This is a genomic window from Tersicoccus phoenicis, assembly GCF_001968835.1.
GTDB lineage: Bacteria > Actinomycetota > Actinomycetes > Actinomycetales > Micrococcaceae > Tersicoccus > Tersicoccus phoenicis.
In genome coordinates this window covers 99,036-122,568 of the sequence record NZ_MRDE01000009.1, presented here as the reverse complement: position 1 = coordinate 122,568, position 23,533 = coordinate 99,036, and the positions used below count along the sequence as shown (strand labels likewise).

Annotated in this window: 19 protein-coding genes and 1 pseudogene; 7 read left to right on the top strand and 13 right to left on the bottom strand. The window is 72.1% G+C overall.

The features are described from left to right. Positions 1-38 precede the first annotated feature (38 nt). Positions 39-377, bottom strand: a complete 339-nt coding sequence (locus tag BKD30_RS02125) for a P-II family nitrogen regulator (RefSeq protein ID WP_076701297.1) — start codon at positions 375-377, stop codon at positions 39-41. Further along, positions 374-1,714, bottom strand: a complete 1,341-nt coding sequence (locus tag BKD30_RS02120) for an ammonium transporter (protein ID WP_076701294.1) — start codon at positions 1,712-1,714, stop codon at positions 374-376. Before BKD30_RS02120 ends, BKD30_RS02125 begins: the two co-directional genes overlap by 4 nt. 194 nt (positions 1,715-1,908) lie before the next feature. Between BKD30_RS02120 and cofD the strand changes: the two genes are divergently transcribed. Further along, positions 1,909-2,904, top strand: a complete 996-nt coding sequence (gene cofD / locus BKD30_RS02115; protein WP_076701290.1) for a 2-phospho-L-lactate transferase — start codon at positions 1,909-1,911, stop codon at positions 2,902-2,904. On the opposite strand, the gene cofC is transcribed toward cofD, so the two are convergent. Together cofC and cofE are read right to left on the bottom strand one after the other, a co-directional pair. Continuing rightward, positions 2,883-3,485: a 2-phospho-L-lactate guanylyltransferase gene (cofC, locus tag BKD30_RS02110; RefSeq protein ID WP_159440530.1), complete on the bottom strand. Its 603-nt coding sequence runs from the start codon at positions 3,483-3,485 to the stop codon at positions 2,883-2,885. The genes cofD and cofC overlap by 22 nt on opposite strands. 5 nt (positions 3,486-3,490) lie before the next feature. Continuing rightward, positions 3,491-4,297, bottom strand: coding sequence for a coenzyme F420-0:L-glutamate ligase (gene cofE, locus BKD30_RS02105; protein ID WP_076701285.1), 807 nt, complete (start codon positions 4,295-4,297; stop codon positions 3,491-3,493). A gap of 141 nt (positions 4,298-4,438) precedes the next feature. Between cofE and BKD30_RS02100 the strand changes: the two genes are divergently transcribed. After that, positions 4,439-5,407 carry a TIGR03557 family F420-dependent LLM class oxidoreductase gene (locus tag BKD30_RS02100; RefSeq protein WP_076701282.1) on the top strand — a complete coding sequence of 323 codons (969 nt, stop codon included), beginning with the start codon at positions 4,439-4,441 and terminating at the stop codon, positions 5,405-5,407. Positions 5,408-5,423: 16 nt separating this feature from the next. Here BKD30_RS02100 and ftsY read toward each other — a convergent pair whose 3' ends face one another. Further along, a complete protein-coding gene (gene ftsY / locus BKD30_RS02095; RefSeq protein WP_076701279.1) occupies positions 5,424-6,614 on the bottom strand; it encodes a signal recognition particle-docking protein FtsY in 1,191 nt (396 codons plus the stop codon). A 65-nt stretch (positions 6,615-6,679) separates the two neighbouring features. On the opposite strand from ftsY, the gene BKD30_RS02090 reads away from it, so the two are divergent. Further along, positions 6,680-7,969, top strand: coding sequence for an MFS transporter (locus tag BKD30_RS02090; protein WP_083955931.1), 1,290 nt, complete (start codon positions 6,680-6,682; stop codon positions 7,967-7,969). Between the two features lie 9 nt (positions 7,970-7,978). Here BKD30_RS02090 and BKD30_RS02085 read toward each other — a convergent pair whose 3' ends face one another. The 3 genes from BKD30_RS02085 to smc form a co-directional block, all read right to left on the bottom strand. After that, the gene (locus BKD30_RS02085) at positions 7,979-9,268 is read right to left on the bottom strand and encodes an APC family permease (RefSeq protein ID WP_076701375.1); all 1,290 of its coding nucleotides are present in this window, start codon (positions 9,266-9,268) and stop codon (positions 7,979-7,981) included. 131 nt (positions 9,269-9,399) lie between these two features. Continuing rightward, complete coding sequence (locus tag BKD30_RS02080) at positions 9,400-10,197, bottom strand: YrzE family protein (protein WP_143588011.1); 798 nt, start codon at positions 10,195-10,197, stop codon at positions 9,400-9,402. Positions 10,198-10,355: 158 nt separating this feature from the next. Further along, a complete protein-coding gene (gene smc / locus BKD30_RS02075) occupies positions 10,356-13,958 on the bottom strand; it encodes a chromosome segregation protein SMC (protein ID WP_076701274.1) in 3,603 nt (1,200 codons plus the stop codon). A 253-nt stretch (positions 13,959-14,211) separates the two neighbouring features. On the opposite strand from smc, the gene BKD30_RS02070 reads away from it, so the two are divergent. The 3 genes from BKD30_RS02070 (at position 14,212) to BKD30_RS02060 (ending at position 19,044) form a co-directional block, all read left to right on the top strand. Next, the gene (locus tag BKD30_RS02070) at positions 14,212-15,237 is read left to right on the top strand and encodes a 3-oxoacyl-ACP synthase III (protein WP_076701271.1); all 1,026 of its coding nucleotides are present in this window, start codon (positions 14,212-14,214) and stop codon (positions 15,235-15,237) included. After that, positions 15,231-17,972, top strand: a complete 2,742-nt coding sequence (locus tag BKD30_RS02065) for an alpha/beta fold hydrolase (protein ID WP_076701373.1) — start codon at positions 15,231-15,233, stop codon at positions 17,970-17,972. The genes BKD30_RS02070 and BKD30_RS02065 overlap by 7 nt, the downstream gene beginning before the upstream one ends. Positions 17,973-18,069: 97 nt before the next feature. Then, a complete protein-coding gene (locus tag BKD30_RS02060) occupies positions 18,070-19,044 on the top strand; it encodes an NAD-dependent epimerase/dehydratase family protein (protein WP_076701371.1) in 975 nt (324 codons plus the stop codon). Here the strand turns inward: BKD30_RS02060 and BKD30_RS02055 are convergent. Continuing rightward, positions 19,041-19,370 carry a hypothetical protein gene (locus BKD30_RS02055; protein ID WP_143588010.1) on the bottom strand — a complete coding sequence of 110 codons (330 nt, stop codon included), beginning with the start codon at positions 19,368-19,370 and terminating at the stop codon, positions 19,041-19,043. The genes BKD30_RS02060 and BKD30_RS02055 overlap by 4 nt on opposite strands. A gap of 44 nt (positions 19,371-19,414) precedes the next feature. Between BKD30_RS02055 and BKD30_RS02050 the strand changes: the two genes are divergently transcribed. Then, positions 19,415-19,612: a hypothetical protein gene (locus BKD30_RS02050; protein WP_076701266.1), complete on the top strand. Its 198-nt coding sequence runs from the start codon at positions 19,415-19,417 to the stop codon at positions 19,610-19,612. Positions 19,613-20,303: 691 nt separating this feature from the next. Here BKD30_RS02050 and BKD30_RS02045 read toward each other — a convergent pair. The 4 genes and pseudogenes from BKD30_RS02045 to rpmF all read right to left on the bottom strand — a co-directional run bounded on the left by BKD30_RS02045 (position 20,304) and on the right by rpmF (position 23,531). Continuing rightward, a complete protein-coding gene (locus tag BKD30_RS02045; RefSeq protein ID WP_218189237.1) occupies positions 20,304-21,302 on the bottom strand; it encodes an HNH endonuclease in 999 nt (332 codons plus the stop codon). Between the two features lie 98 nt (positions 21,303-21,400). Then, the gene (gene mutM / locus BKD30_RS02040; protein WP_076701261.1) at positions 21,401-22,366 is read right to left on the bottom strand and encodes a bifunctional DNA-formamidopyrimidine glycosylase/DNA-(apurinic or apyrimidinic site) lyase; all 966 of its coding nucleotides are present in this window, start codon (positions 22,364-22,366) and stop codon (positions 21,401-21,403) included. Between the two features lie 216 nt (positions 22,367-22,582). Further along, positions 22,583-23,266 (bottom strand): annotated as a pseudogene (gene rnc / locus BKD30_RS02035) (ribonuclease III); the annotation flags it as partial. A 61-nt stretch (positions 23,267-23,327) separates the two neighbouring features. After that, a complete protein-coding gene (gene rpmF, locus BKD30_RS02030) occupies positions 23,328-23,531 on the bottom strand; it encodes a 50S ribosomal protein L32 (RefSeq protein ID WP_076701258.1) in 204 nt (67 codons plus the stop codon). Between the last annotated feature and the right edge of the window lie 2 nt (positions 23,532-23,533).

The following is a 23,533-nucleotide window of genomic DNA, read 5'->3' as shown; positions in this document are numbered from 1 at the left end:
GTGTCGTTCGCTCGCGTGAAACCGGGTCGTCCGGGACCTCAGACCGCGGCGTCGCCGCGCTCCCCGGTGCGGACCCGTACCGCCTCCTCCACCCGCGTGATCCAGACCTTGCCGTCGCCCGCACGGCCGGTGTTGGCGGTGGAGACGAGGACGTCCACCACGTCCGACGCCGCGTGATCGGGGACCAGGATCTCGACGCGCGTCTTGCGCAGCAGGTCCACGGTGTACTCGGCTCCGCGGTAGACCTCTGTGTGGCCACGCTGCTGCCCGTAACCGCTGGCGTTCGACACGGTCAGCCCGCGCACGCCGTAGGACTCGAGTGCGGATCGGATGTCGTCGACCTTCTCCGGCCGGATCACCGCGGTCACCAGTCTCATGCCGACACCTCCTCGGTCGCGCCGTCGGGCGTCCGCACCAGCTGCCCGCCCGGGTGCAACGGCCGTCCCGACTCGTTGTACTGGTAGGCGGTCTCGGCGTGCTGGGTGAGGTCGACGCCGGTGATCTCGTGCTCCTCGCTGATCCGGAAGCCCACCGTCTTGGCGATCAGCCAGGCGAGGACGAGCGAGACGACGAACGAGTAGAGCAGCACCGCGAACGCGCCGACCGCCTGCAGGCCGAGCTGGGTCAGCCCCCCGCCGTAGAACAGGCCGGTGGCGCCGGCGGGCGAACCCGGGTCGGCGGCCAGGCCGACGAACAGGGTGCCGATGACACCGCCCACCAGGTGGACGCCGACGACGTCGAGCGAGTCGTCATAGCCCCACCGGTACTTCAGACCGACGGCCAGGGCGCAGGCGATGCCGGCGATCAGGCCGAGCACGATCGACCACAGCGGCGTGATGGCGCTGCAGGCGGGCGTGACGGCCACCAGCCCGGCCACCGCGCCCGACGCCGCACCGAGCGAGGTGGCGTGCCCGTCACGGAACCGTTCGACCACGAGCCAGCCGAGGATCGCGGCGCACGGGGCGACGAGGGTGTTGACCCAGGCGTAACCGGCGGTGGCGCTGGCGCCGAGCGCGGAGCCGGCATTGAAGCCGAACCAGCCGAACCACAGCAGGCCGGCCCCGAGCATCACCAGCGGCAGGTTGTGCGGACGGTGCCCGGAGTCCTTACCGAAACCCTTGCGCTTGCCCAGCACCAGGGCCAGGGCGAGCGCCGCGGCCCCGGCGTTGATGTGCACGGCAGTGCCACCGGCGAAGTCGATGACGCCCAGGCCCTGCCCGATCCAGCCGCCGATCGGGTTGCCGTCGGCGTCGGTGTTGAAGTCGAACACCCAGTGAGCGACCGGAAAATAGACCAGCACGGCCCAGATGCCGGCGAACAGCAGCCAGGATCCGAACTTCGCGCGATCGGCGATCGCCCCGGAGATCAATGCCACGGTGATGATCGCGAAGACGGCCTGGAAGCCGACGAACACGATCTCGGGGATGCTGCCGGCCATCGGGGCGCCGTCCCCGGTGCCGAGCACGCCGGCCAGACCGAACTTCTCGAACGGGTTGCCCACCAGGCCGGCCCCCACGTCGGTGCCGAACGCCATCGAGTAGCCCACCAGCACCCAGAGCACCCCGACCAGGGCCAGCGCGCCGAAACTCATCATCATCATGTTCAGTACGCCCTTGGCGCGGGTCATACCGCCGTAGAAGAACGCCAGGCCAGGCGTCATCAACAGGACCAGGGCGGCCGAGACCAGCACCCAAGCGGTGGCACCAGTGTCCATGGTGTCTCCTCTCCTCGTGTTCGGGATCGCGTCTCGCGACTGGGCACCAGCCTTCCGGCCGCGTGTTTCGCACCCGACCGGGTGGTGTTGCCGGCAGGTGACATCCGGCCGGATCCGGTAAAACCCGCATGTCGCCGAGGTTGCGGCCAGGTTTCCGCGGAGGGCACCGGCGGGCCCGGCTATCCTCGGTCGCCATGAGGATCACCGTGCTCGCCGGCGGCGTCGGCGGCGCCCGTTTCACCCGTGGCCTGCTGCATCACCTGCGTGCCGACGGCGTCACCGGGAAGGAGGTGACGGTCACCATCGTCGTGAACACCGGGGATGACCTGTGGTTGAACGGGTTGCGGGTCTGCCCGGATCTGGACACCGTGATGTACACCCTGGGCGGTGGCATCGACGAGGACCAGGGCTGGGGCCGGGCGGACGAGTCCCGCCGGGTCGCATCGGAGATCGAGAAGTACGGGCGCGGCTGGCCGTGGTTCCTGCTCGGGGACCTCGATCTGGCCACCCACGTCGTGCGGACCGACCTGCTGCATCAGGGGCGCACGCTCAGCGACGCGACGGACCTGCTGTGCCGGCGCTGGCGCCCGGACGCGCGGCTGCTGCCGATGAGCGACCAGCCGGTCGAGACACGGGTGCGGCTGGCCGCCGGTGTGGACGAGCACGCCGCGGGCGAGACGATCCACTTCGAGGAGTGGTGGGTGCGGTACCGGGCTCGGGTGCCGGCGGCGGGATTCGTGCAGGACGGCGTCGCCTCCGCCGAGCCCGCCCCGGGCGTGCTGGAGGCGATCCACGACGCCGACCTGGTGATCCTGCCCCCGTCCAACCCGGTCGTCTCGATCGGCATGATCCTGGGGGTGCCCGGGATCCGCGACGCGGTGCGCGCGGCCTCCGCCCCGGTGGTGGGCGTATCGCCGATCATCGGCGGGGCGGCCGTGCGCGGGATGGCCGGCGCGTGCCTGCGGACGATCGGGGTGGAACCCTCCGCGACCGCCGTCGCCGAGCACTACGGGGCGCGGTCCGCCGCGGGTCTGCTGGACGCGTGGCTGGTGGACGACGTCGACGCCGGTTCCGTCCCGGTGCTCGAGGCCGCCGGGATCCGCTCCGCCGCCCGGCCGCTGTGGATGCGTGATGTGCCCACGACCGCGGCCATCGCCGCCGAGGTGCTTCAGATCAGCGCGAGCGTGTGAGGCCCCACGCCCAACCGGATCGCCGCGTCCAGGTCCGCCGAGGTGTCCACGTCGCGGCGCATCCCGGCGGGCGCCTCGACCGGGCGGTGGCCGGCCGCCTCGTGCGCCGCGCGTGAGCCCGGGCCGAAGCACGGGCGCACGATGACCCCGGCGAGTGTCAGCAGTGCGGTGGTGCCGGCGCCCTGCGCGTCGGGGACCATCGCTCGTTGGTGACCCGCCGACCGGGTGAGCACCTGTTCGACGGCGGAGCTGGTCAGTGCGGGCAGGTCACCGGTCGCGATCAGCAGACCGCAGTCCGGCTCGGCGCGCCGGGTAGCGTCGATCCCGGCCCGGATCGCCGCGTTCAACGAGTCGGTGGGGCTCGATCCGCCCGGTTCCGGGACGACGTCGACGTCCAGGTCCCGGAGCCGAGCGGCCAGGCCGGCGTCGGACGTCACCACGGTCACCCGCCGGATCGAGGGACAGCCGCGCAACGCCGTCACCGTGTCCAGGGCGAAAGCCTTCGCCAGTGCGATCCGGTGCGGCAGCGCGCCCAACCGGGACTTGGCACCGGTGCCGCCCTTGACGGGCACCACCGCCACCCAGCTCATCGACCGCCCGTCTCGGTGCGGGCGCTCGCCTGCCCGGCGGCGAAGCCTTCGGCGTACGCTTCGGCGGTGCCCAGCCGGAACATGTCCTCGGCGGCCGGGCGGATCAAGCGGGCGGCGCCGCGAACGCCGTCGTCGGCCGGGTCGCCGTCGTCGAGGTCCTCATTGCCGACCAGGTGGCCCAGTCCCCGGACCACCGCGACCGGCTGCCGGCGGGCCTTGCCCTTGACCAGGTCGGCGGCGGCAGCGATCTCGTCGCCGAGGGCGATCACCGTGGTCCCCAGCCGCTGCCCGAGATGGTCGTCCGTACCCCGCAGATCGTCGAGCACCCGCAGCCCCGCCGCGCCGATCGCGATATCGGTCTGACCGGTCCGCCACGCGCGGCCGGCGGTGTCGGTGACGAGCACGCCCAACCGCAGCCCCGTCGCCTCCCGCAGAGCCGCGCACAGACGCCGCGCGGAGGCGTCCGGATCGGCGGGCAGGAGCAGCACGAACCCCTCCGGCACGTTGCTGCTGTCCACCCCGGCGGCCGCCAGCACCAGACCCTGCCGGTTCTGCACGATCCGGATCACCCCGCCGGGATGCGTGCGCGTCGCGACGACCCGCACCGTCTGCTCGGTGATGGCCTGCTCCCGGTCGGCGGCCTCCACCAGGGCGCCCTCGGCCTTGGCGACGATCTTGCTCGAGATCGCCAGGATGTCGCCGTCGGCCAGCAGGTCCCCGGCGGCCCGGGTCAGGACGGCCGCCAGGTCGTCACCGGCCGAGATCTCCCCGTTGCCCGGCAGCGTGAAGATCTCCAACCGCACCGTTTCCTCCGTTCCCAACCTCTCGCGATGGGCGGGAATCAGCCCTGTCCCGCCGGTATCGCCGTCGCTAAGCTTGCTGACGGCAGCGTGACACAGGCCACCGTGCGCGGCAAACGCGCGCCCAGCCGAAGGAGCGGACACATGCAGATCGGATACAAGCTCGCCCTGGAGGGTTTCGGCCCGCAGGAACTGGTCCGGCAGGCGGTGCCGGCCGAACAGGCCGGTTTCGACTTCGTCGAGATCAGCGACCACTTCCATCCCTGGCTGGACAACCAGGGGCACTCGGCCTTCGTGTGGAGCATCCTCGGCACGATCGCTGCACGCACCGAACGGATCGGGCTCGCGACCGGCGTCACGTGCCCCACCGTCCGGTACCACCCGGCGATCATCGCGCAGGCGGCGGCGACCGTCGCCCTGCTCTCCGACAACCGGTTCACCCTGGGCATCGGTGCCGGCGAGCGGCTGAACGAGCACATCGTCGGGCGCGGCTTCCCGGCGGTCCGGGTGCGCCATCACATGCTGCGGGAGGCACTCGAGATCATCGGGCTGCTGTTCTCCGGCGGGTACCAGAGCTACGAGGGCACGTATCTGCAACTCGAGGACGCCCGGCTCTTCGACCTCCCGGACACCCCGCCGGTCATCGCGGTGGCCGCGAGTGGCCCGCGGTCGGCGAGCATCGCCGCGGAACTGGGCGACGGCCTGTTCGCCACCGAGCCCAAGCCCGAGATCGTGGGCGACTACCGGGCGGCGGGCGGGAACGGGCCGCGCTACGCGGAGGTACCGGTGGCGTGGGCCCCGGACGAGCACCAGGCCGCCCAGGAGGTGCTGTCCACCACGCGCTGGGCGGTGACCGGGTGGAAGGTGATGAGTGAGCTGCCCAACCCCGTCAATTTCGCTGCCGCGACCACCACCGTGCGGGAGGAGGACATCCTCGCCCAGTTCGCGTGCGGTCCCGACCCGGCCCGGCACCTGGCGGTCGCCCAGCAGTTCGTGGACGCCGGGTTCGATCATCTGGTCACGCAGAACGCCGGTCCGGACCCCGACGGGTTCATCGACTTCTTCGCGCAGACCCTCGCCGAGCCGCTCCGGGCGCTGACGCCGTCGTCGTGACCGCCCGTCGACGCTGTCAGTCGATGATCGCGTCGACGAAGTCCTCGGCGTCGAACGGGGCCAGGTCGTCCGGTCCCTCGCCCAGACCGACCAGTTTGACCGGCACGCCCAGCGCCCGCTGGATGGCCACCACGATGCCGCCCTTGGCGGTGCCGTCGAGCTTGGTCAGGACGATGCCGGTGATGTTGACGACCTGCGCGAAGACGGCCGCCTGGGTCATCCCGTTCTGTCCGGTGGTGGCGTCCAGGACCAGCAGCACCTCGTCCACCGCGGCCTGCTTCTCGATAGTGCGCTTGACCTTGCCGAGCTCGTCCATCAGGCCCGCCTTGTTCTGCAACCGCCCGGCCGTGTCGATCATCACCACGTCGGCCTCCACCTCGATGCCGGCGCGGACGGCGTCGTAGGCCACCGACGCGGGATCGGCACCCTCGACGTCGCTGCGCACGGTCGGCACGCCCACGCGCTGGCCCCAGGTGGCCAGCTGTTCCGCCGCGGCGGCTCGGAAGGTGTCGGCCGCGCCGAGCAACACATCCTTGTCCTCCGCGACCAGGACGCGGGCCAGCTTGCCGACGGTGGTGGTCTTGCCGGTGCCGTTGACCCCGACGACGAGGACGACGGCGGGCCGACCGTCGTGCCGGGCGGTGTTCAGGGTGCGGTCCATGGTGGGGTCGACGACGCGCAGCAGTTCCTCGCGCAGCATCGCCTTCACCCGTTCGGGCTCCCGGGTGCCCTCGATCCGGACCCGGTCGCGCAGCGCCTCGACCAGCTGCAGGGACGGGTCCGTGCCCAGGTCCGCCAGCAGGAGCGTCTCCTCGATCTCCTCCCACACGCCCTCGTCGATGGTCTCGCGGGACAGCAGGGCGAGCAGACCGCGGCCGAGGGTGGAATTGGACCGGGACAGCCGGTCCCGCAGCCGGACCAGGCGGCCGCCGACGGGGGCGGGCCGCTCCAGTTCCGGCGCCGTCTCGACGTCCGGCGGCGCGGTGTCCGGCCCGGCCGTGCCCGGTGCCGTCCCACCGGGTCGTTCGAGGGTGCCGACCCCACCGGGCACCGGGTCGTTGGCGTCCCGGGTGGAGGCGTAGGGGCTGCGCGGGCCGCCACGCGGACGCCTGGTGGTCCGGACCAGGGCGATCAGCGCCCCACCGATGACGGCGATCGCGACGATGACGACGACGATGATCAGAACCGGGTCGAGTGCACCATTCACCCCGCCAGCTTCTCATGTTCGCGGTGCCGGTGAACCGGCCGGACCCGTGGGACACTCGATGCGCCATGCCCGATTCCGCTGCCTCGCTCCCACCCCCGTCGAGCCCGCCCCGGCGGTCTCGTCGCGCCACCCTCACGGGGTGGCGCCCGACCGGGCGCCGCGGTGCCGACGGGGAGCCGCGGCCGCCGATCCCCCGGGAGCTGCGGGTCCTGATCGGTGCGGCGTTCTGCATCGCCCTCGGCTACGGGCTGGTGGCTCCGGTGCTGCCCCAGCTGGCGCACTCGTTCGACGTCGGCACCGCCGCCGCGGCCGTCATCGTCAGCGTCTTCGCGCTCGCCCGGCTGGTGTTCGCGCCCGCCGGAGGACGGCTGGTGGAGCGGCTCGGTGAGCGACCGGTCTACGTCGCCGGGGTGACCATCGTCGGCCTGTCGTCGCTGGCCTGCGCCTTCGCCGCCGACTACGGGCAGCTGCTGCTCTTCCGCGGCCTCGGCGGCCTGGGCTCGACCATGTTCACGGTCTCGGCGATGGGGCTGATGATCCGGCTCGCTCCCCCGCGCTCCCGCGGCCGGATCTCCAGCCTGTACGCCGGATCGTTCCTGCTCGGCAACATCGCCGGTCCCGTCCTGGGCGGCGCCCTCGGGGGTCTCGGGTTGCAGGTGCCGTTCATCGTGTACGGGATCATGCTGATCCTGACCGCCGCCGTGGTGCTGCTCCGCCTGCCGAAGCGGTCCCTGCCGCACGGCGCCGACGGCGGTGCGCCCGTCGTGCTCTCCCTCCGGGAGGCCTTCGCCGACAGCGCCTACCGGGCGGCGATCGGCTCGAGCTTCGCCAACGGCTGGGCGGTGCTCGGGGTCCGCGTGGCCCTGGTCCCGCTGTTCGCCACGGCCGCGCTCGACGCCGGACCCGCCCTGGCCGGGATCGCGCTGGCGATCTTCGCCGTCGGCAACGCGCTGATCCTGCCGGTCGCCGGCCGGCTGACCGACACCTTCGGGCGCCGGCCGCTCATCCTGGCGGGGCTGGCCCTGGCCGGGGTGGCCACCATGGTGCTCGGTCTCGTGCCCGTGGTGTGGGTGTTCGTCGTCGCGTCCGTCGTCGCCGGCGTCGGCGCCGGACTGCTCGGCCCGGCGCAGCAGGCCTCCGTGGCCGACGTCATCGGCCCCGAACGCGGATCGGGGCGCGTGCTCGCCGTGTTCCAGATGGCCATGGACACCGGGGCGATCGCCGGTCCCGTGGTCGCCGGGCTGCTGGTCGACGCCCTGTCCTACGGGTGGGCATTCGGGATCACCGGCGCCATCTGCCTGGTGGCCACCGTGCCGTGGCTGCTGGCGCGAGAGACGCTCCCGGCCCGGCGCTGAACGTTCTTGCTAGACCGCCCGGCTCCGGCGGCGGTCGGCCAGCCGGACCGCCGCGAACAGCGCCAGCCCGATCGCCAGCAGGATGCCCGCCCGTAGCCACGTCTGAAGACTCTGCTGCGCCAACAGCACCAGACAGGACGCGACGGCCAGCCAGGGCACGACGGTGGGCGCCGTGAAATGCCGGTGTGACACCGGGTCCCGACGCAGCACCAGCACGGCGATGTTGGTGCTGATGAACACGAAGAGCAGCAGCAGCACCACGGTCTCGGCCAGGGCCGCCAGGTCACCGGTGACCGTCAGCGCCATGGCCGCCAGCGTGGTCACGACGATGGCCACCCACGGGGTGCGACGGCCACGCAGTACCCGCCCGAGCGGGGCGGGCAGCAGACGCTGCCGGGCCATGCCGTAGGTCAAGCGGCTGGACATGATCATGGTCAGCAGCGCGCCGTTGGCCACCGCGACCAGCGCGATCAGGCCGAACAGCCAGGACGGGACGCCGAAGCCGGTGGCACGGACCACGTCCAGCAGGGGCCCGCTGGACGCGGCCAGGTCCGGCACCGGCACCGCGGTCACCGAGGCCAGCCCGATCAGCACGTACACGACGCCGGCGGTGATCAGGGCACCGAAGAGTGCCCGCGGATAGACGCGGGAGACGTCCCGCACCTCCTCCGCCACATTGGCGGAGGTCTCGAATCCCACGAACGAGTAGTACGCCAGCAGGGAGGCGCCGAGCACGGCGGTGGCCGGCTGCACCCCCTCGGTGAATTGCAGCGTCCGGGCGGGGTCGCCTCGGCCGCCACCGAGCATGAAGGCGACGAGCACGATCACCAGGACGAGCCCGGAGACCTCGATCACGGTCATGACCAGGTTGCTGCGGACCGATTCCTTGATCCCGCGCAGGTTGAGCAGGGCGACCAGCACCAGGAACACCAGGGCGGCCGGCACCGTCGGCACATCGAGGAAGGTCCGCAGGTAGTCCCCGGCAAAGGCCAGGGACAGGCCGGCGGCGCTGGTCACCCCGGCGGCCAGCATGCAGAAGCCCACCATGAAGGAGATGACGGGGACGCCGTAAGCACGTTCGGCGAAGACCGCGGCACCGCCGGCTCGTGGGTACTTGGTGACCAGCTCGGCATAGGAGCAGGCGGTCAGCATGGCCAGCACGAGGGCGACGAGCAGCGGGATCCACACCGCCCCGCCCACCTCGGCCCCGATCTTCCCGACCAGGGCGTAGATCCCCGCACCGAGGACGTCACCGAGGATGAACAGGTACAGCAGGGGACCCGTGATGTCCTGTTTCAGCGGCGAAGACGCCGCGGTGCCGGCTTCCCCGCGGTCCGGGTCGGCGCCGGCCGGGCGGTCGTTGCCGGTACGCGCGGTGGCACCGGTGGGGCGGCGCGGGGCCGCCCCACCGGTGCCGTCGAGCTCACTGCTCACCGATGCGTACCGCTGCTGGACCGTCGTTCCGCGACCCGGCCGCTGACGACCGACCGGGAACCGAACAGCCCGGCGATCGAGGCGATGATCGCCCCGATGACCATGCCGACGAACGTCCAGATCGCGCTGCTGGACGCCGTCTGCGCGGCCTGGGTCACCGGCTGCGCCGCCTGGCTCGCGGCCTGGCTGGCCTGGTCGGCGGCCTGACTGGCGGCCTGACTGGCCTGCGCCGCCTGGCTCGGTCCCACGCTCGGCGCCTGGCTGGCGACCTGCGGCGCGGCGTTCCCGGCGGCCTGACCGATGGTCGAGACCGTGCCGCCGAGGATGATGCCGGCCGCACCCAGGACGTTGCCGAGCAGCACGCCGGCCAGGACCACGGCGACCAGCAACGACGTCGCCCAGGTCAGGAAGCCGTGGATCAGACCCGACTTGCCCGCCAGCACGCCGGCGATATAACCGCCGGCCGCCAGGGCGACCACGAGCGTGAGGATGGACCAGAAGATGGCCCAGCCCCCGGCGCCACCGGAACCGGAGCCGGATCCGGTCAGGTCCACCGCGCCGAGTCCGATGGCCGCGGTGATCAGGGAGAAGACCAGGGTCAACGCCAGGAACGTGATCACGCCGGCGATCACGGCACCCCAGGAGATGTTGCGGGGCAGCACGCGCTGGTCGTCCCCGAGCACGTCCTCCCGCCAGGACGGCTTGGCGGCGTCGTCGTCGTGCTGGCGGTCGCCCGCGTGGTCGTCGGAACGCGGGGACGTGTCGCCCCTGCTGGAAGGTGTTGCCGAGGACATGGCCACCACCCCTCTCAATTCGTGCCTGACCCGCCGGGGCTGGACGGTCGAGACTGCTGATCCGGCCAGCGTAGCGACAATCAGCACACTTAGTAAGCCGGGACACCCGGAGACGTGTCGGCGTGTCGCGGGCCTCGCCGAGCCCTACCGCGGGATCGCTACTGCAGGACCCCGATCCGCTGGCTGATCACCGCCGACACACCGTCGCCGCGCATGCTCACCCCGTACAGGGCGTCGGCGATCTCCATCGTCCGCTTCTGGTGCGTGATGATGATCAGCTGGCTCGACGCCTGCAACTCCTCGAGGATGCCGATCAGGCGCTGCAGGTTGGTGTCGTCCAGCGCGGCCTCCACCTCGTCCATGACGTAGAACGGGCTCGGCCGGGCCATGAAGATCGCCACCAGCAGGGCCACCGCCGTCAGCGATCGCTCCCCGCCCGAGAGCAGGGACAGCCGTTTGACCTTCTTGCCCGCCGGCCGCGCCTCGATCTCGACGCCGGTGGCGAGCAGGTCGTCCGGGTCGGTGAGCACCAGCCGGCCCTCACCACCCGGGAACAGCCGGGCGAAGACGTGCTCGAACTGGGCGGCGGTGTCGGCGAACGCGGCACCGAACACCTCCTGCACCCGTCGGTCCACCTCGGTGATGATCTGCAGCAGATCGGCCCGGCTGGCCTTGAGATCCTCCAGCTGGCCGGCGAGGAACCGGTGCCGCTCCTCGAGCGCCGCGAACTCCTCCAGCGCCAGCGGATTGACCTTGCCCAGGGCCGCGAGATCCCGTTCGGCCTTCCGCAGCCGCTTGGCCTGCTCCTCACGCACGAACGGCACGGTTTCGGTGGTCGCCGGCCCGAGTTCGGCCCACTTGTCTTCGACTCTGCTATCACCGCCCGCGGCGACCGGTACCGGCACGTCGGGGCCGTACTCGGCGATCAGGTGCTCGGCGCTGAGCCCGAGTTCGTCGGCCGCCCGGTTCTGCACGGCCTCGATCTGCGTGCGCTGCCGCTCGCGGGCCAGTTCGTCGCGGTGCACGCTGTCGACCAGCTGCGCCAGCTCCCGACCGATGTCCTCGTTGCCGCCGCGCAGCTCGGTCAACTCCGTGTCCAGCCGCGCGCGGGTCTGCTCGGCCGCGTCGCGGGCGGCGGCGGCCAGGTCGAGCGAGACGGTGACGTGCTCGGCGACGACGACGGCGGCCGACCCGACGGCGAGCGCCTTGCCGGCCTGATACCGGCGGCGCCGGGCCCGTTGCTCCGCCTCGGCGCGCGCGGCCTTCTCGGCGCGGGCGGCCCGTTCGAGGGACTGCGCGCGCTGGCTGCAGGAGGTGAGCTGCTCCTCGGTACTGCGCACGGCCAGCCGGGCTTCCATCTCGGCGGCGCGGGCGGCGGTGGCCGCGGCGGCGAGCTCGTCGCGGCGGTCGGTGTCCGGCTCCCCGACGACATCGGCGTCCTGCTCCGGGGCCCGCTGCGCGGCGGCGAGCCGGTCGACGGCGGCGGCCAGGGCTGCCTGCTCGCGCTCGATCGTGGCGCGCGCCGTCTCCACGGCGGCCTCCAGCCGGGTCCGCTCCGCTTCGGCCGACCGCATGGCCGAGCCGAATCCCGCCAGCCGTTCGGCCACGGCCGCCAGGCGGGCGTCGGAGGCGTGCAGGTCGTCCAGCGCGGCGGTGGCCTCGGTCTGCGCGTCGGTGAGCCGGGCCGTGATCCCGGACTGGGCGAACCGGGCCTGCTCCCAGCGGGCCGACGCGGCGGCCCGCTGGGTCTGGGATTCCTCGATCGCGGCCTGCAGCTCGATCAGGCTGGCCTCGCTGGCCGCGCCGCCGTGCGCGCTGTAGACGGTGAACACGTCGCCGTCCTCGGTCACCACCCGGGCCCGCGGGTGGTCGGTGAGCACCGCGGCCGCCACCTGCGGGTCGGGAACGACGACGACGTCGGCGAGCAGGCTGTCCAGTGTGGCCCCGAGGGCCGCCTCGGCCCGGACCAGGGACGTCGCGCGGAGGGCGCCGTCGGGCAGGACGGCGTCGGTGGGTAGCAGCGCCGGCAGGACCACCGCGTCGGTGACCAACAGGTCGACCCGACCCGCATCCCGGTCCCGCATCAGGTCCAGCGCCCGCCGCGCGGCCTCGTGGTCGGTCACGGCGAGCGCCTCCGCGACCGTCCCGAGCGCCGCGGCGATGGCGGGCTCGTAGCCGGCGGCCACGCCGACCAGCTCGGCGACGCCGCCGACGACGCCGTCGAACCCGCCGTCGAGCACCGCCCCGCGGAGCGTCTCCCCGCCGTCGCGCCGGTCCAGGCCCACCTGCAGGGCCTCGACCCGGGCGGTGAGCGCGTCGCGTTCCCGTTCGGCATCGCGCTCGTCCTTGGCCGCGCTCTCCAGCTCCGCCTGCAGCCCCTCGACGACGGCGCTGGCCTGCTCGTACGCGGCGTCCAGGCCCTCCTCGCCCTCCTCGACCCCGGCGACCTGGCCCTCCAGGGCCGCGAACTCGGACCGGGCCGTTTCCGCCCGCGCGGTGGCGTCGGCGATCATCTCGCGCAGCCGGCCGAGCTCCGCCTCGGCGGACTCCACCCGGGTGCGGACGGCACCGACCGCGCCGGTGAGCCGGGCGATCCCCTCGCGCCGATCCGCGGCGGCGCGCATCAGCGCCGTGAGCCGCTTGTCCTCGGCGGCGGCGTCGGCCTCGGCACGGGCGCGGGCGTCGAGCGCCGCGGTCAGGGCCTCCCGGGCGGTGTCGAGCGCCTGCCCGAGCTCAGCCTCCTCGGCGCGGACGGCGGCCGCCTGCTGCTCGAGCTGGTCGGGGTCCCGGCCGCCGCGGGCGGGCGCCTCCGCACTGCCGAGCAGCCGCCGTCGCTCGTCGGCCAGGTGGGCGAGCGCGATGAACCGGTCCCGCAGGGAGGAGAGCCGATACCAGTCGTCCCGGGCGGCGTTCAGGGCCGGAGTGGCGCGGGCAGCGGCGGTCTCGAGTTCGCCCTGCCGGGTGCGGCCGGCCTCGAGCCGGGCCTCCAGCTCCGCCCGGCGGGCGCGCAACGCCTCCTCGTCGGCCAGGTCGGTGGCGAGCCGCTCGGTCAGGGTGACCAGCTCGTCGGCCAGCAACCGCGCCTTCGCGTCGCGCACCTCGAACTGGACCTGCTGGGCGCGGCGGGCCACCGCCGCCTGCTTGCCGAGCGGCGTCAGCTGCCGCCGGATCTCCCCGGTCAGGTCGGTCAGCCGGGTGAGGTTGGCCTGCATCGCCTCCAGCTTGCGGACCGTCTTCTCCTTGCGGCGCCGGTGCTTGAGGATGCCGGCGGCCTCCTCGATGAACCCGCGGCGGTCCTCCCCGGTGGCGTGCAGGACGGCGTCGAGCTGGCCCTGCCCGACGATGACGTGCATCTGCCGGCCGAGCCCGGAGTCGGAGAGCAGTTCCTGGATGTCCAGCAGCCGGCAGGTGGCCCCATTGATCGCGTACTCGGAGCCGCCGGACCGGAACAGGGTCCGGGAGATCGTCACCTCGGTGTACTCGATCGGCAGGGCGCCGTCGGTGTTGTCGATGGTCAGCGACACCTGCGCCCGTCCGAGGGGCGGGCGACCGGACGTACCGGCGAAGATGACGTCCTCCATCTTGCCGCCGCGCAGCGTCTTGGCGCCCTGCTCCCCCATCACCCAGGCGAGCGCGTCGACGACGTTGGACTTGCCCGAGCCGTTGGGCCCGACGACGGCGGTCACGCCCGGCTCGAACTGGAAGGTCGTGGCGGAGGCGAAGGATTTGAAGCCGCGCACCGTGAGGGTCTTCAGGTGCACCGGGACCTCCTTTCGCCTCGTCCGCGGGCCCGATGGCGCGTCCGGGTCCGGCCGCACTCCCGGTCAGCGTATCGGCTGGACCGGTAGTATTCACCGCAATGCATATGCAACGAAGGGTGCTGACGGTCCATAGTTGACTGTGTCGTGTCGCGTCCACCCGGACGACGCGCGGACGCGTCCGCTCGCGGACGCGTCCGCGCGTCGGTGCGGCCGGCAGTGCTCCAGCAAGCCCCAGACGACGAAAGCTCGTGATTTGACCGGCAACGCCACCTTCCTCCACCGCAACACGGCCCTGCTCTCCGTCACGAGCATCGAGGCGCCCGTGGTGGTGCCCAGCACCGAGTTCGACGACCGGCTCGCGGGCGCGCTGAAGCGACTGCGGCTCTCCCGCAAGCTGCTGGAACGGGTGGCCGGCATCCGGGAGCGGCGCTGGTGGGCCCCGGGCACCGCGTTCGACGACGCCGCGATCGAGGCCGGCGCGAAGGCCCTGGCCTCGGCCGGCATCGAACCCGGTCAGGTCGGCCTGCTGATCAACACGTCGGTGACCCGTATCAACCTGGAGCCGTCCGTCGCGGTGAAGATCCACCACGGTCTCGGTCTGCCCTCCTCGGCCCTGAACTTCGACATCGCCAACGCCTGTCTCGGCTTCGTGAACGGCATCTCGCTGGCGGCGAACATGATCGACACCGGGCAGATCCAGTACGCCGTCATCGTCAACGGCGAGGACGCGCAGGCCACCCAGGAGGCCACCATCGACCGGCTGAACGGGCCGGACGCGACCCGCGGTGACTTCAACCGCGAGTTCGCGACGCTGACGCTCGGCTCCGGCGCGGCGGCGGCGGTTCTCGGTCCGGCGGACGCGCACCCGGGCTCCCACCGCATCATCGGTGGCGTCTCCCGCGCGGGCAGTGAGCACCACGAACTGTGCGTCGGCGGCGTCGACGGCATGTACACCGACCACGGCGGTCTGCTCAAGGGCGGCCTGGAGCTCGTCGTCGACGCCTGGCGCGAGGCGCACGAGCAGGGCTGGGACTGGCGCGGGATGGACCGGTACGTCACCCACCAGGTGAGCACCATCCACACCGACGCCATCATCGACGCCGTCGGCCTGGACCGGGCGCGGGTGCCCTTGACGTTCCCGACGTGGGGCAACGTCGGCCCGGCCTCCCTGCCGATGACGCTGGCCACCGAGTCGCAGACGCTGAACACCGGGGACCGGGTGCTGTGCATGGGCGTGGGCTCGGGTCTGAACACGGCGATGCTGGAGATCGCCTGGTGACGGCCGCCTGGCCGGGCGTCCCCGAGGGGTGTTCCCGGTACCTGCCGGTCACGTCCTCCGCCGCCGTCGACGCGGGCGCCGTGCACCGCTGGCACGTGCTCGACAACGCCGCCCTGCTGCCCGACGACGTTGGCCCCGTCGGCACGCTGCTGTGCGTGCACGGCAACCCGACGTGGAGCTACCTGTGGCGGTCGTTGCTCGAACCGGCCGCCCGGGGCACGGTCCCGGGCATCAGCGCAGTGGGCCCGTGGCGCGTCGTCGCCGTCGACCAGCTCGACATGGGTCTCTCCGCCCGTACCGGTCCGCGCCGGCTCGCGGACCGCGTCGCCGACCTCGGCGACCTGACCGACGCGCTCGGCCTGACCGGGCCCGTCGTCACCGTCGGTCACGACTGGGGCGGCAGCATCAGCCTGGGCTGGGCGATCGACCACCCCGAGCTGCTCGCCGGGGTGGTGCTGACGAACACCGCCGTGCACCAGCCCGCGGACCAGTCGATCCCGTGGCCGCTGCGGCTGGCGCTGCACCCGGCGATCCACCGGCCCGGCACGGTGAGCACGACGGCGTTCCTGGACATCACGCTGGGCCTGGCGCGGCCGCGACTGGACCCGGCGATCCGTCGCGCCTACCGGGCCCCGTACCGGCACGGGCGTCGACGCGGCGGCGTCGGGCAGTTCGTGGCCGACATCCCCGTCGACGAGACCACCCCGAGCTTCCCCGAACTGGACCGGATCGCCACCGGTGTCCACGGCCTGACCGTGCCCGTCCTGCTGCTCTGGGGCCCGGACGACCCGATCTTCGCCGACCGCTATCTGCGCGACCTGATCGACCGACGGCCCCACGCCGACGTGCACCGGTTCGAGGGCGCCGGGCACCTGGTCGTCGAGGACGCGCCGGTCGCCGCGTCGATCCTGGACTGGCTGGGCCGCCGGGTGCCGGGCGACCGCGTGTCCGACGACGCCGCCGAAGCACCGCGCGGATCGCGGCTCACCCTGGCGGACCGCGACTACCGGCCCCTGTGGGCCACGCTCGAGCAGCGCGCCGATGATCCCGCCACCGCCGTCGTCGACATGGCCGCCGACGGCGGTCCGTCCGGCAACACCCGCGCCGGCGGCGACAGCACCGGCAACGACAGCTCCGGCAGTCCTGCGCCGGCGCGACTCGGCTGGGACGAGCTGGCCGCCCGCGTCGACCGGCTGCGCCGCGGCCTGCTCGCCGTCGGCGTCCGCCCCGGGCACCGGATCAGCCTGCTCGTGCCCCCGGGGATCGACCTGACCTGCCTGATCTACGCGAGCCTGCGCCTGGGCGCCGTGATCGTCGTCGCCGACGCCGGGCTCGGCGCCCGGGGCCTGAGCCGGGCCGTGCGCGGCGCCGGACCGGACTGGGTGATCGGCATCGACCGCGCCCTGACCGCCGCGCGGCTCTTCGGCTGGCCCGGCCGCCGGATCAGCCTGCGCACCCCGGATCGCCTCACGCGCCGGGCACTGGGCGTCGACCACAGTCTGGCCGAGGTGCTCGCCGCGGGCGACACAGCGGCAGCCGAGTCACCGAACCCCGAACCGGCGCCCGACGACCCGGCCGCGATCCTGTTCACCTCCGGCTCCACCGGCCCCGCCAAGGGGGTCGCCTACACGCACCGGCAGCTCTCCGCGATGTGCCGGACCGTGTCCACCACCTACGGGCTCGCCCCGGGCACCGCGCTGGTGGCCGCGTTCGCGCCCTTCGCGCTGCTCGGCCCCGCGCTCGGCGCGACCTCGGTCAGCCCGGCGATGGACGTGACCGCACCCTCGACGCTGACGGCGGCCGCCCTCGCCGACGCCGCGGCGGCCATCGAGGCGACCGCCGTATTCGCCTCCCCCGCCGCCCTGGTCAACGTGCTCGCGACCGCCGACGGGCTGGACGAGACACAGAGGAAGGCCCTCGCCGGGGTCGACCTGCTGCTCTCCGCCGGTGCGCCCATCGGGGAGCCGCTGCTCGCCGCCGTGTCGGTGCTGGTGCCGCACGCCCGGCTGCACACTCCGTACGGCATGACCGAGGCGCTGCCGGTCACGGACGTCGATCTGCCCGGCATCCGGGCCGCCGCAGCGGACGCCGCGGCCGGCGCGGTCACCGGTGCGGGCAACGGCGTGTGCGTCGGCGCCCCGGTTCCGGGTGCGCACGTGGCGATCAGCGCCTTCGACGCGGCCGGTTCGCCCGTCGGGGACCCCTCCGCCGTGCCGGCCGTCTCCGGCGAGATCCTCGTCGCCGCCCCGCACGTGAAGGACCACTACGACCGGCTGTACCTGACCGAGACGGCCGCGTCGGATCGCGGCTGGCATCGCACCGGTGACGTCGGCCATCTGGACGCCGCCGGACGGCTGTGGGTCGAGGGGCGCCTGGCGCACGTGCTGCGCACCAGCGGGGGCCCGGTCACCCCGGTCGAGGCGGAGCAGCGGATGGCCGACGTCGACGGCGTGGCCCGCACCGCGCTGGTGGGCGTCGGGCCGGACGGAGCGCAGGTCGCCGTCGCCGTCGTGGAGACGCGACCCGACGCCCGGTCCGACGGACCCGCACCCCGGCGAACCGCCGAGGCTCTGCGGGCCGCACTGGCTGCGGCACTGCCCCACCTGGACCTGGCCGCGGTGCTGCAGGTGCGCCGGCTGCCGACCGACGTCCGCCACAATTCCAAGGTCGACCGTAGTGCGCTCGCTGGCTGGGCGTCCGACGTCCTGGCCGGCCGCCGCGCGACCGCGCCGTGAGCACCTCGTGACTCCCGACGGCGCTGCAGCGAGCAGCCGTGCCGGTACCGACCAGCTCGTCGGCCCGCTCGTCGACCCGCTCGTCGGTCCGCGCCGAGTGCTGGTCACCGGGGCGAGCGGCCTGCTCGGATCCGTGGTCGCGCGGCGGCTCGTCGCCCACGGCCACGCGGTCCGCACCTTCCAGCGCCGACCGGCCCGCGTGACCGGGGCGGCGGACACCCTCGGGTCCATGACCGACCCGGCCGCCGTCGCCCGCGCCGTCGACGGCGTCGACGCGGTCATCCACCTCGCGGCCAAGGTCTCCTTCGCCGGGGACCCTCGCGACTTCCTCGCCGTCAACGTCGACGGGACGGCCACCCTGCTGGACGCCGCCCGGGTGGCCGGCGTGGCCGACGTCGTGTTCGTCTCCTCGCCGTCGGTGGCCCATGCCGGGACCTCGATCGTCGGTGCCGGCGCGGGGCCGGCCGACCCGCGTCGCGCCCGCGGCGAGTACGCGCGGACGAAGGCGGCCGCGGAGCTGCTGGCCCTCGCCGCCGACGCGCCGGGCTTCCGGGTGGCCGCGATCCGGCCGCACATCGTCTGGGGGCCGGGCGACACGCAGCTGGTCGAGCGGGTCGTCGACCGGGCACGGCGTGGCCGGTTGCCGATGCTGGACGCCGGTGCCGCGTTGATCGACAGCACGTACATCGACAACGCCGCTGCCGCGATCGTGGCCGGGCTGCACCGGATGGACCACGCGCACGGGCAGGCCCTCGTGGTCACGAACGGGCAGCCGCGGATGGTCGGTGAGCTGATCGGCGGGATCTGCCGGGCGGCCGGCGTCCCCGAGCCGGCCTGGCACGTGCCCGGGGGCCTCGCCCGAGCGGTCGGTGGCGTCATCGAAGCGGCGTGGCGGGTGCGGCGCCGGCCGAAGGACAGTGCCGACGAGCCGCCGATGACGCGGTTCCTTGCCGAGCAGCTCTCCACCGCCCACTGGTTCGACCAGCGGCACACCCGCGAGGTGCTGGACTGGGCGCCGGCGGTGTCGATCGAGGACGGCCTGGCCCGCCTCGCGGCGCACTACGGCCGCTAGGACGCTGGGTCCGTCCGGTGCTTCGGCCGGGGTGCCATTTCGGCCTGCGGCTCGTGCCGAAACTCGCCGATCTTCGCGAAGACGAGACCGCCCGACGCGTCCATGAGCGGCCGGTAGACCTCACTGACGTGCGCCGTCGTCCGGCCGCGTTCGTTCACCCAGAGAGAGAACTCGGCCAGGTCGTCGACGGTCACGTCGGAGGCCGACACCGCCTCGAGGGTCCCGTGCCTCGTGTCGAACCACAGGTCGAGCACCCGAAGCGGCACGGTGTCATCGTCGACCCGGGTCATGTCCCGCTCGTCCACCCGCTGTGCACTCACTGCCATGCCGGTCCTTCCGCCGTCGTCCACGACCGTCTACCGTGGGGCCCATGATGGCACTGTCCCGGGCCGGGCGGCGGGCGCTCCTGTTCCTCGTCCCGTATGTCGTGACGATGGCGCTGGTGCCGCGGCTGGGGCTGGTCCTGGCGCTGCTGGTCGGCCTCACGGCCTTCGCTGCCCTCCGGTTCGTCCTGCACGCCACCACCGGGCGTGACCGGACCGTCGGGAATTCCTCCCATCGCGGGTGATGGTGGTAGCCGGTCAGTCTTGCTCACACGTCCGCCACTGGTTCTCACTCGTGGAGAAGTTCGGCCGCCACCGAACTGTCGCAAGGGCCGCGTGCCGCCGAGTACTGGGGCGCCCACGATGCCGCCCATCGTCGGGAGCAGCTGAGCGGTCCACGCACCATAGCAAGTGGGACAGTAGTGATCCCCGAGCCGTGGCTGCCTCCCCATACGTTCCACTCGTCACAGCCGCGGTGGTAGCCGGGCAGTCGGCCCCGTCCTGCTGCTGCATGTGGGCCTCAGACACGGAGCAAACAGGGTCCACACGGATCGCGGCCTGTGCCGTGTTCGCCGGCGGCGTCGTCCGGCAAGCTGAGCCGCGGGCGTTATATGGCCCAGGATTCATCGGTGCCGGTCACGGCACGTCGGCCGCTGCCTTCTCGCACGATTCGGTCGCCGTCGTCCCTGGTCATGAACCGCTGCTTGGCCAACGCCCTGATGTCATTGACAACCGCGTTCACGTACGCGGCATGACTCGGGTCGAACGGGACACGTAAGGGAGCCACGGTTCAGGAACGGATCGCGCCGGATCACGGGGTGTCGGCCGTCCGCGGCGCAGCGTATACGCAGCTGCCCGCTCTGCCCGTAGACGGCGAGGAACCGTTGTTGCTCAGGAACCAATCACGGACGGCTAAAGCAAAGACTCCCGCATCGGCTAAGCCACCACTCTTGCTCCCTTTGATCGGTTGCAACGCCAGCAGAGCGTTTGAAGATTTTCGGGCATACTCAGGCCCCCCTTAGACACCGGGATGATATGGTCGACCTCGAGCAGCAAGTGCGGTTCGGCTGCCACCGAAATGCCACACTGTTGGCAGGTGTATCGGTCGCGCTCCTTAATATGTCCTCGAAGTCGAGCGGTCATCAGTGCGCGCTGACCGGCCGCCGACTTCGTCCAGCGAATCTTTTCCACAAGGGTCGTCGACAGTGCCTCAAGTGTTGATGTATTGAGGTCGATGCTCGCGGTTTGGCCGCTGTTGCCGCCCGCAGAGGTATATTGAAACTTGTAGTGGGGATAAGGCACCGTGATTGAAGACAGATGAACCCCCACCTGACTCCAAAATTGCTCCGCGTAGCGCTCGAGGATGAACGCTGGCGGATTGATCCTCGACGCGATTGCAGCCTCGCGACCACTGACGTTGCCGATAGCTTCCTCAAGCCGTGCGATGTTTTCCGCAACACGTTGGACGTCCGCGAGTGTGTCCGTGTCGGCTTTGATAGAGAAATACTTCATAAGGTACCTGATCGGATCCGCGCTCGCGCTACGGACAACCTGCAGCGACGCATTGTGCACGTGAGGAGCGTATTCAGCGAGATTCCTGTCTCGCCTGTTGTTCCATGTGGAGTTGTTCTCGAACGTTGCCAGGTGTGCGTACTGGCCAGAAGAGGATGACCCAAGCTCGAACGATCCATTCGTTCGAATCTCAGCCACGTAGTTCACTACTTCGTTGTGCTCCGTAACGACAGACGCGATCTCGGACCGAAGCGCTTGAAATTGCTCTGAATTGAAGTACCGGTCCTTTCGGATGTTCCAAATGATTGGACTAGCAATTAGTACAAGTCCAATCGCGATCAGTGCCGCGATGACGCTTCCTGTCATTCCGCCGACAAGGATCGGGGCCGCGATGAGGAGAGTTATAAACAGTGGTTTCGGCACGTTGTAGTCTTTCGCAGTGTCGTGACATCGGCAACATCATTATGACGCAACCCGACACGGACCTCGGCACATCTGCCAGGCGTCGCGTCGCGCCCGGCTCACCAGCGGGCGCGGCGCGGGCGCGGCTGGCAGACCGGGCAGGTGAAGGAGCCACGGTTCATGAAGGAGTCCCGCCGGATCACGCTGTGCCTACCGTTCGCAGCACAGCGCGGGCACAGCCGGCCGGCCTGACCGTAGACGGCGAGCGATCGGTCGAAGTAGCCGGACTGGCCGTTGACGTTGACGTACAGCGCGTCGAAGCTGGTGCCACCGGCCTCCAGCGCCGTTCCCATCACCTCCCGGCAGGCGGCCAGCAGCCGCTCCACCTCGCCGCGCCGTAGCGTCTCGGTCGGCCGCGCGTAGTGCAGCCGTGCCCGCCACAGCGACTCGTCGGCGTAGATGTTGCCGATCCCGGAGATCAGCGCCTGGTCCAGCAGCGCCCGCTTGATGCCGGTGCGCCGCCGCCGCAGCCGCTCGGTGAACGAGTCGACGTCGAAGGCCGGATCCAGCGGGTCGCGCGCGATGTGGGCGGCACTGGCGGGAATCAGCGCCAGGTCACTGCCGGTACCGCCGGCGGCACCGTCGTCGGTGGGCACCAGCCGGTCGACGTGCATGCCACCGAAGATCCGCTGGTCCACGAAGCGCAGCTGGTGCGCCGGCTCGCCCGGAACCGTGCCGGGGTCCGGCGAAGCATCCGGGATCAGCCGCAACCGGATCCGCAGATGCTTCTCGTCCGGCCGGTCCGCGGACTGGATGAGCACCTGACCACTCATACCGAGGTGCACGACGAGCGCGGTGGCGTCCTCGGCGTGGTCGGTGGGGGCGAGCGGGAGCCAGAGGAACTTGCCGCGGCGCACGGCAGCGGTGAGACGCCGTGTCCTCAGGGCTGCTGTGAAGGCCTCGGGGCCGCCGGGCTGCCGGCGAACCGACCGGGGATCGACGACGTCGACCGCGGTGACGGTCCGACCGACGGCCCAAGGGGCCAGGCCGCGGCGGACGACCTCGACCTCGGGGAGTTCGGGCACCGTGTCGGGCGGTTACCGGGCGCGTCGCCCGGATCGGGCGGCGCGAGCACTTCCTGTTGACCCGCCAGCAGGATCGGCGAGATCCGCACCGGCCGGACCGGCATCCGCGGAGGCCGCGACGGCGAGACCCGCACCGGCCGGGGCCGCGCCGTCGACGGCGTCCGCGGCGGCCTCACCGGTCGGGGCATGCCCGTTGCCGGTCACCGCGCCGAGGACGGCGCTCCGCTTGGCGGCGACCCGCCAGCCGGCGGCCGCAGCCTCCTGCTCCGCCTCCTTCTTGGAGTGCCCCCGCCCGACGCCGTACACCTCGCCGGCGACCTTCAAGGTTGCGGTGAATCGGCGGGCATGGTCGGGCCCCTCGCCGACGACGCGGTACTCGACGGGCGACAGCTGCCGCAGCGCGGCGTACTCCTGGATGCTGGTCTTCCAGTCCGTGCTGGCCATCAACGCCTCGGCATCGGTCAGCAACGGACCCACCAGGCGCATCACCAGATCACGGGCCACATCGATACCGCGGTCCACATAGGTGGCCCCGAAGATCGCCTCCATGGTGTCGGCGAGAATGGACGCCTTGTCCCGGCCGTTGGTCATCTTCTCGCCCTGACCGAGGTAGATCTGGTCGCCCAGACCCAGACCACGGGCGACGTTGGCGAGGGCGCGGGTGCTCACGACGGCGGAGCGCAGCTTGGCGAGTTCGCCTTCCGACAAGTCGGGGTTCTCCCGGTACAGGAAGTCGGTGACGGCGAAGCCGAGGATCGAGTCACCGAGGAACTCGAGCCGCTCGTTCGTCGGGATGCCACCGTGCTCATATGCGTAGGAGCGGTGGGTGAGCGCGAGCGAGAGCAGCTCGGCGTCGATCGTGACGCCGAGCTGCTCCTGAAGCCAGTCGAGATCGCTCATGGGACGGGTGCGGCCGGACCCATCCTGCGGGGCAGAACGGTCGGCCGGGACCGCGGGGATCTCAGACGTCGGCGACCTTGCGGCCCTTGTACTCGCGGAACAGCGGGGTCCCGGCGGAGTCCGTCACGACCTTGGCGGTGTGCGGCAGGCTCCAGGACACCCGTCCGTTCTCGACGGTCTTGACCAGCGTCGGCACCTCGGCCTTCCACTGGGAACGGCGGGAACGCGTATTCGAGCGGGAGGTCTTCCGCTTGGGAACAGCCACGA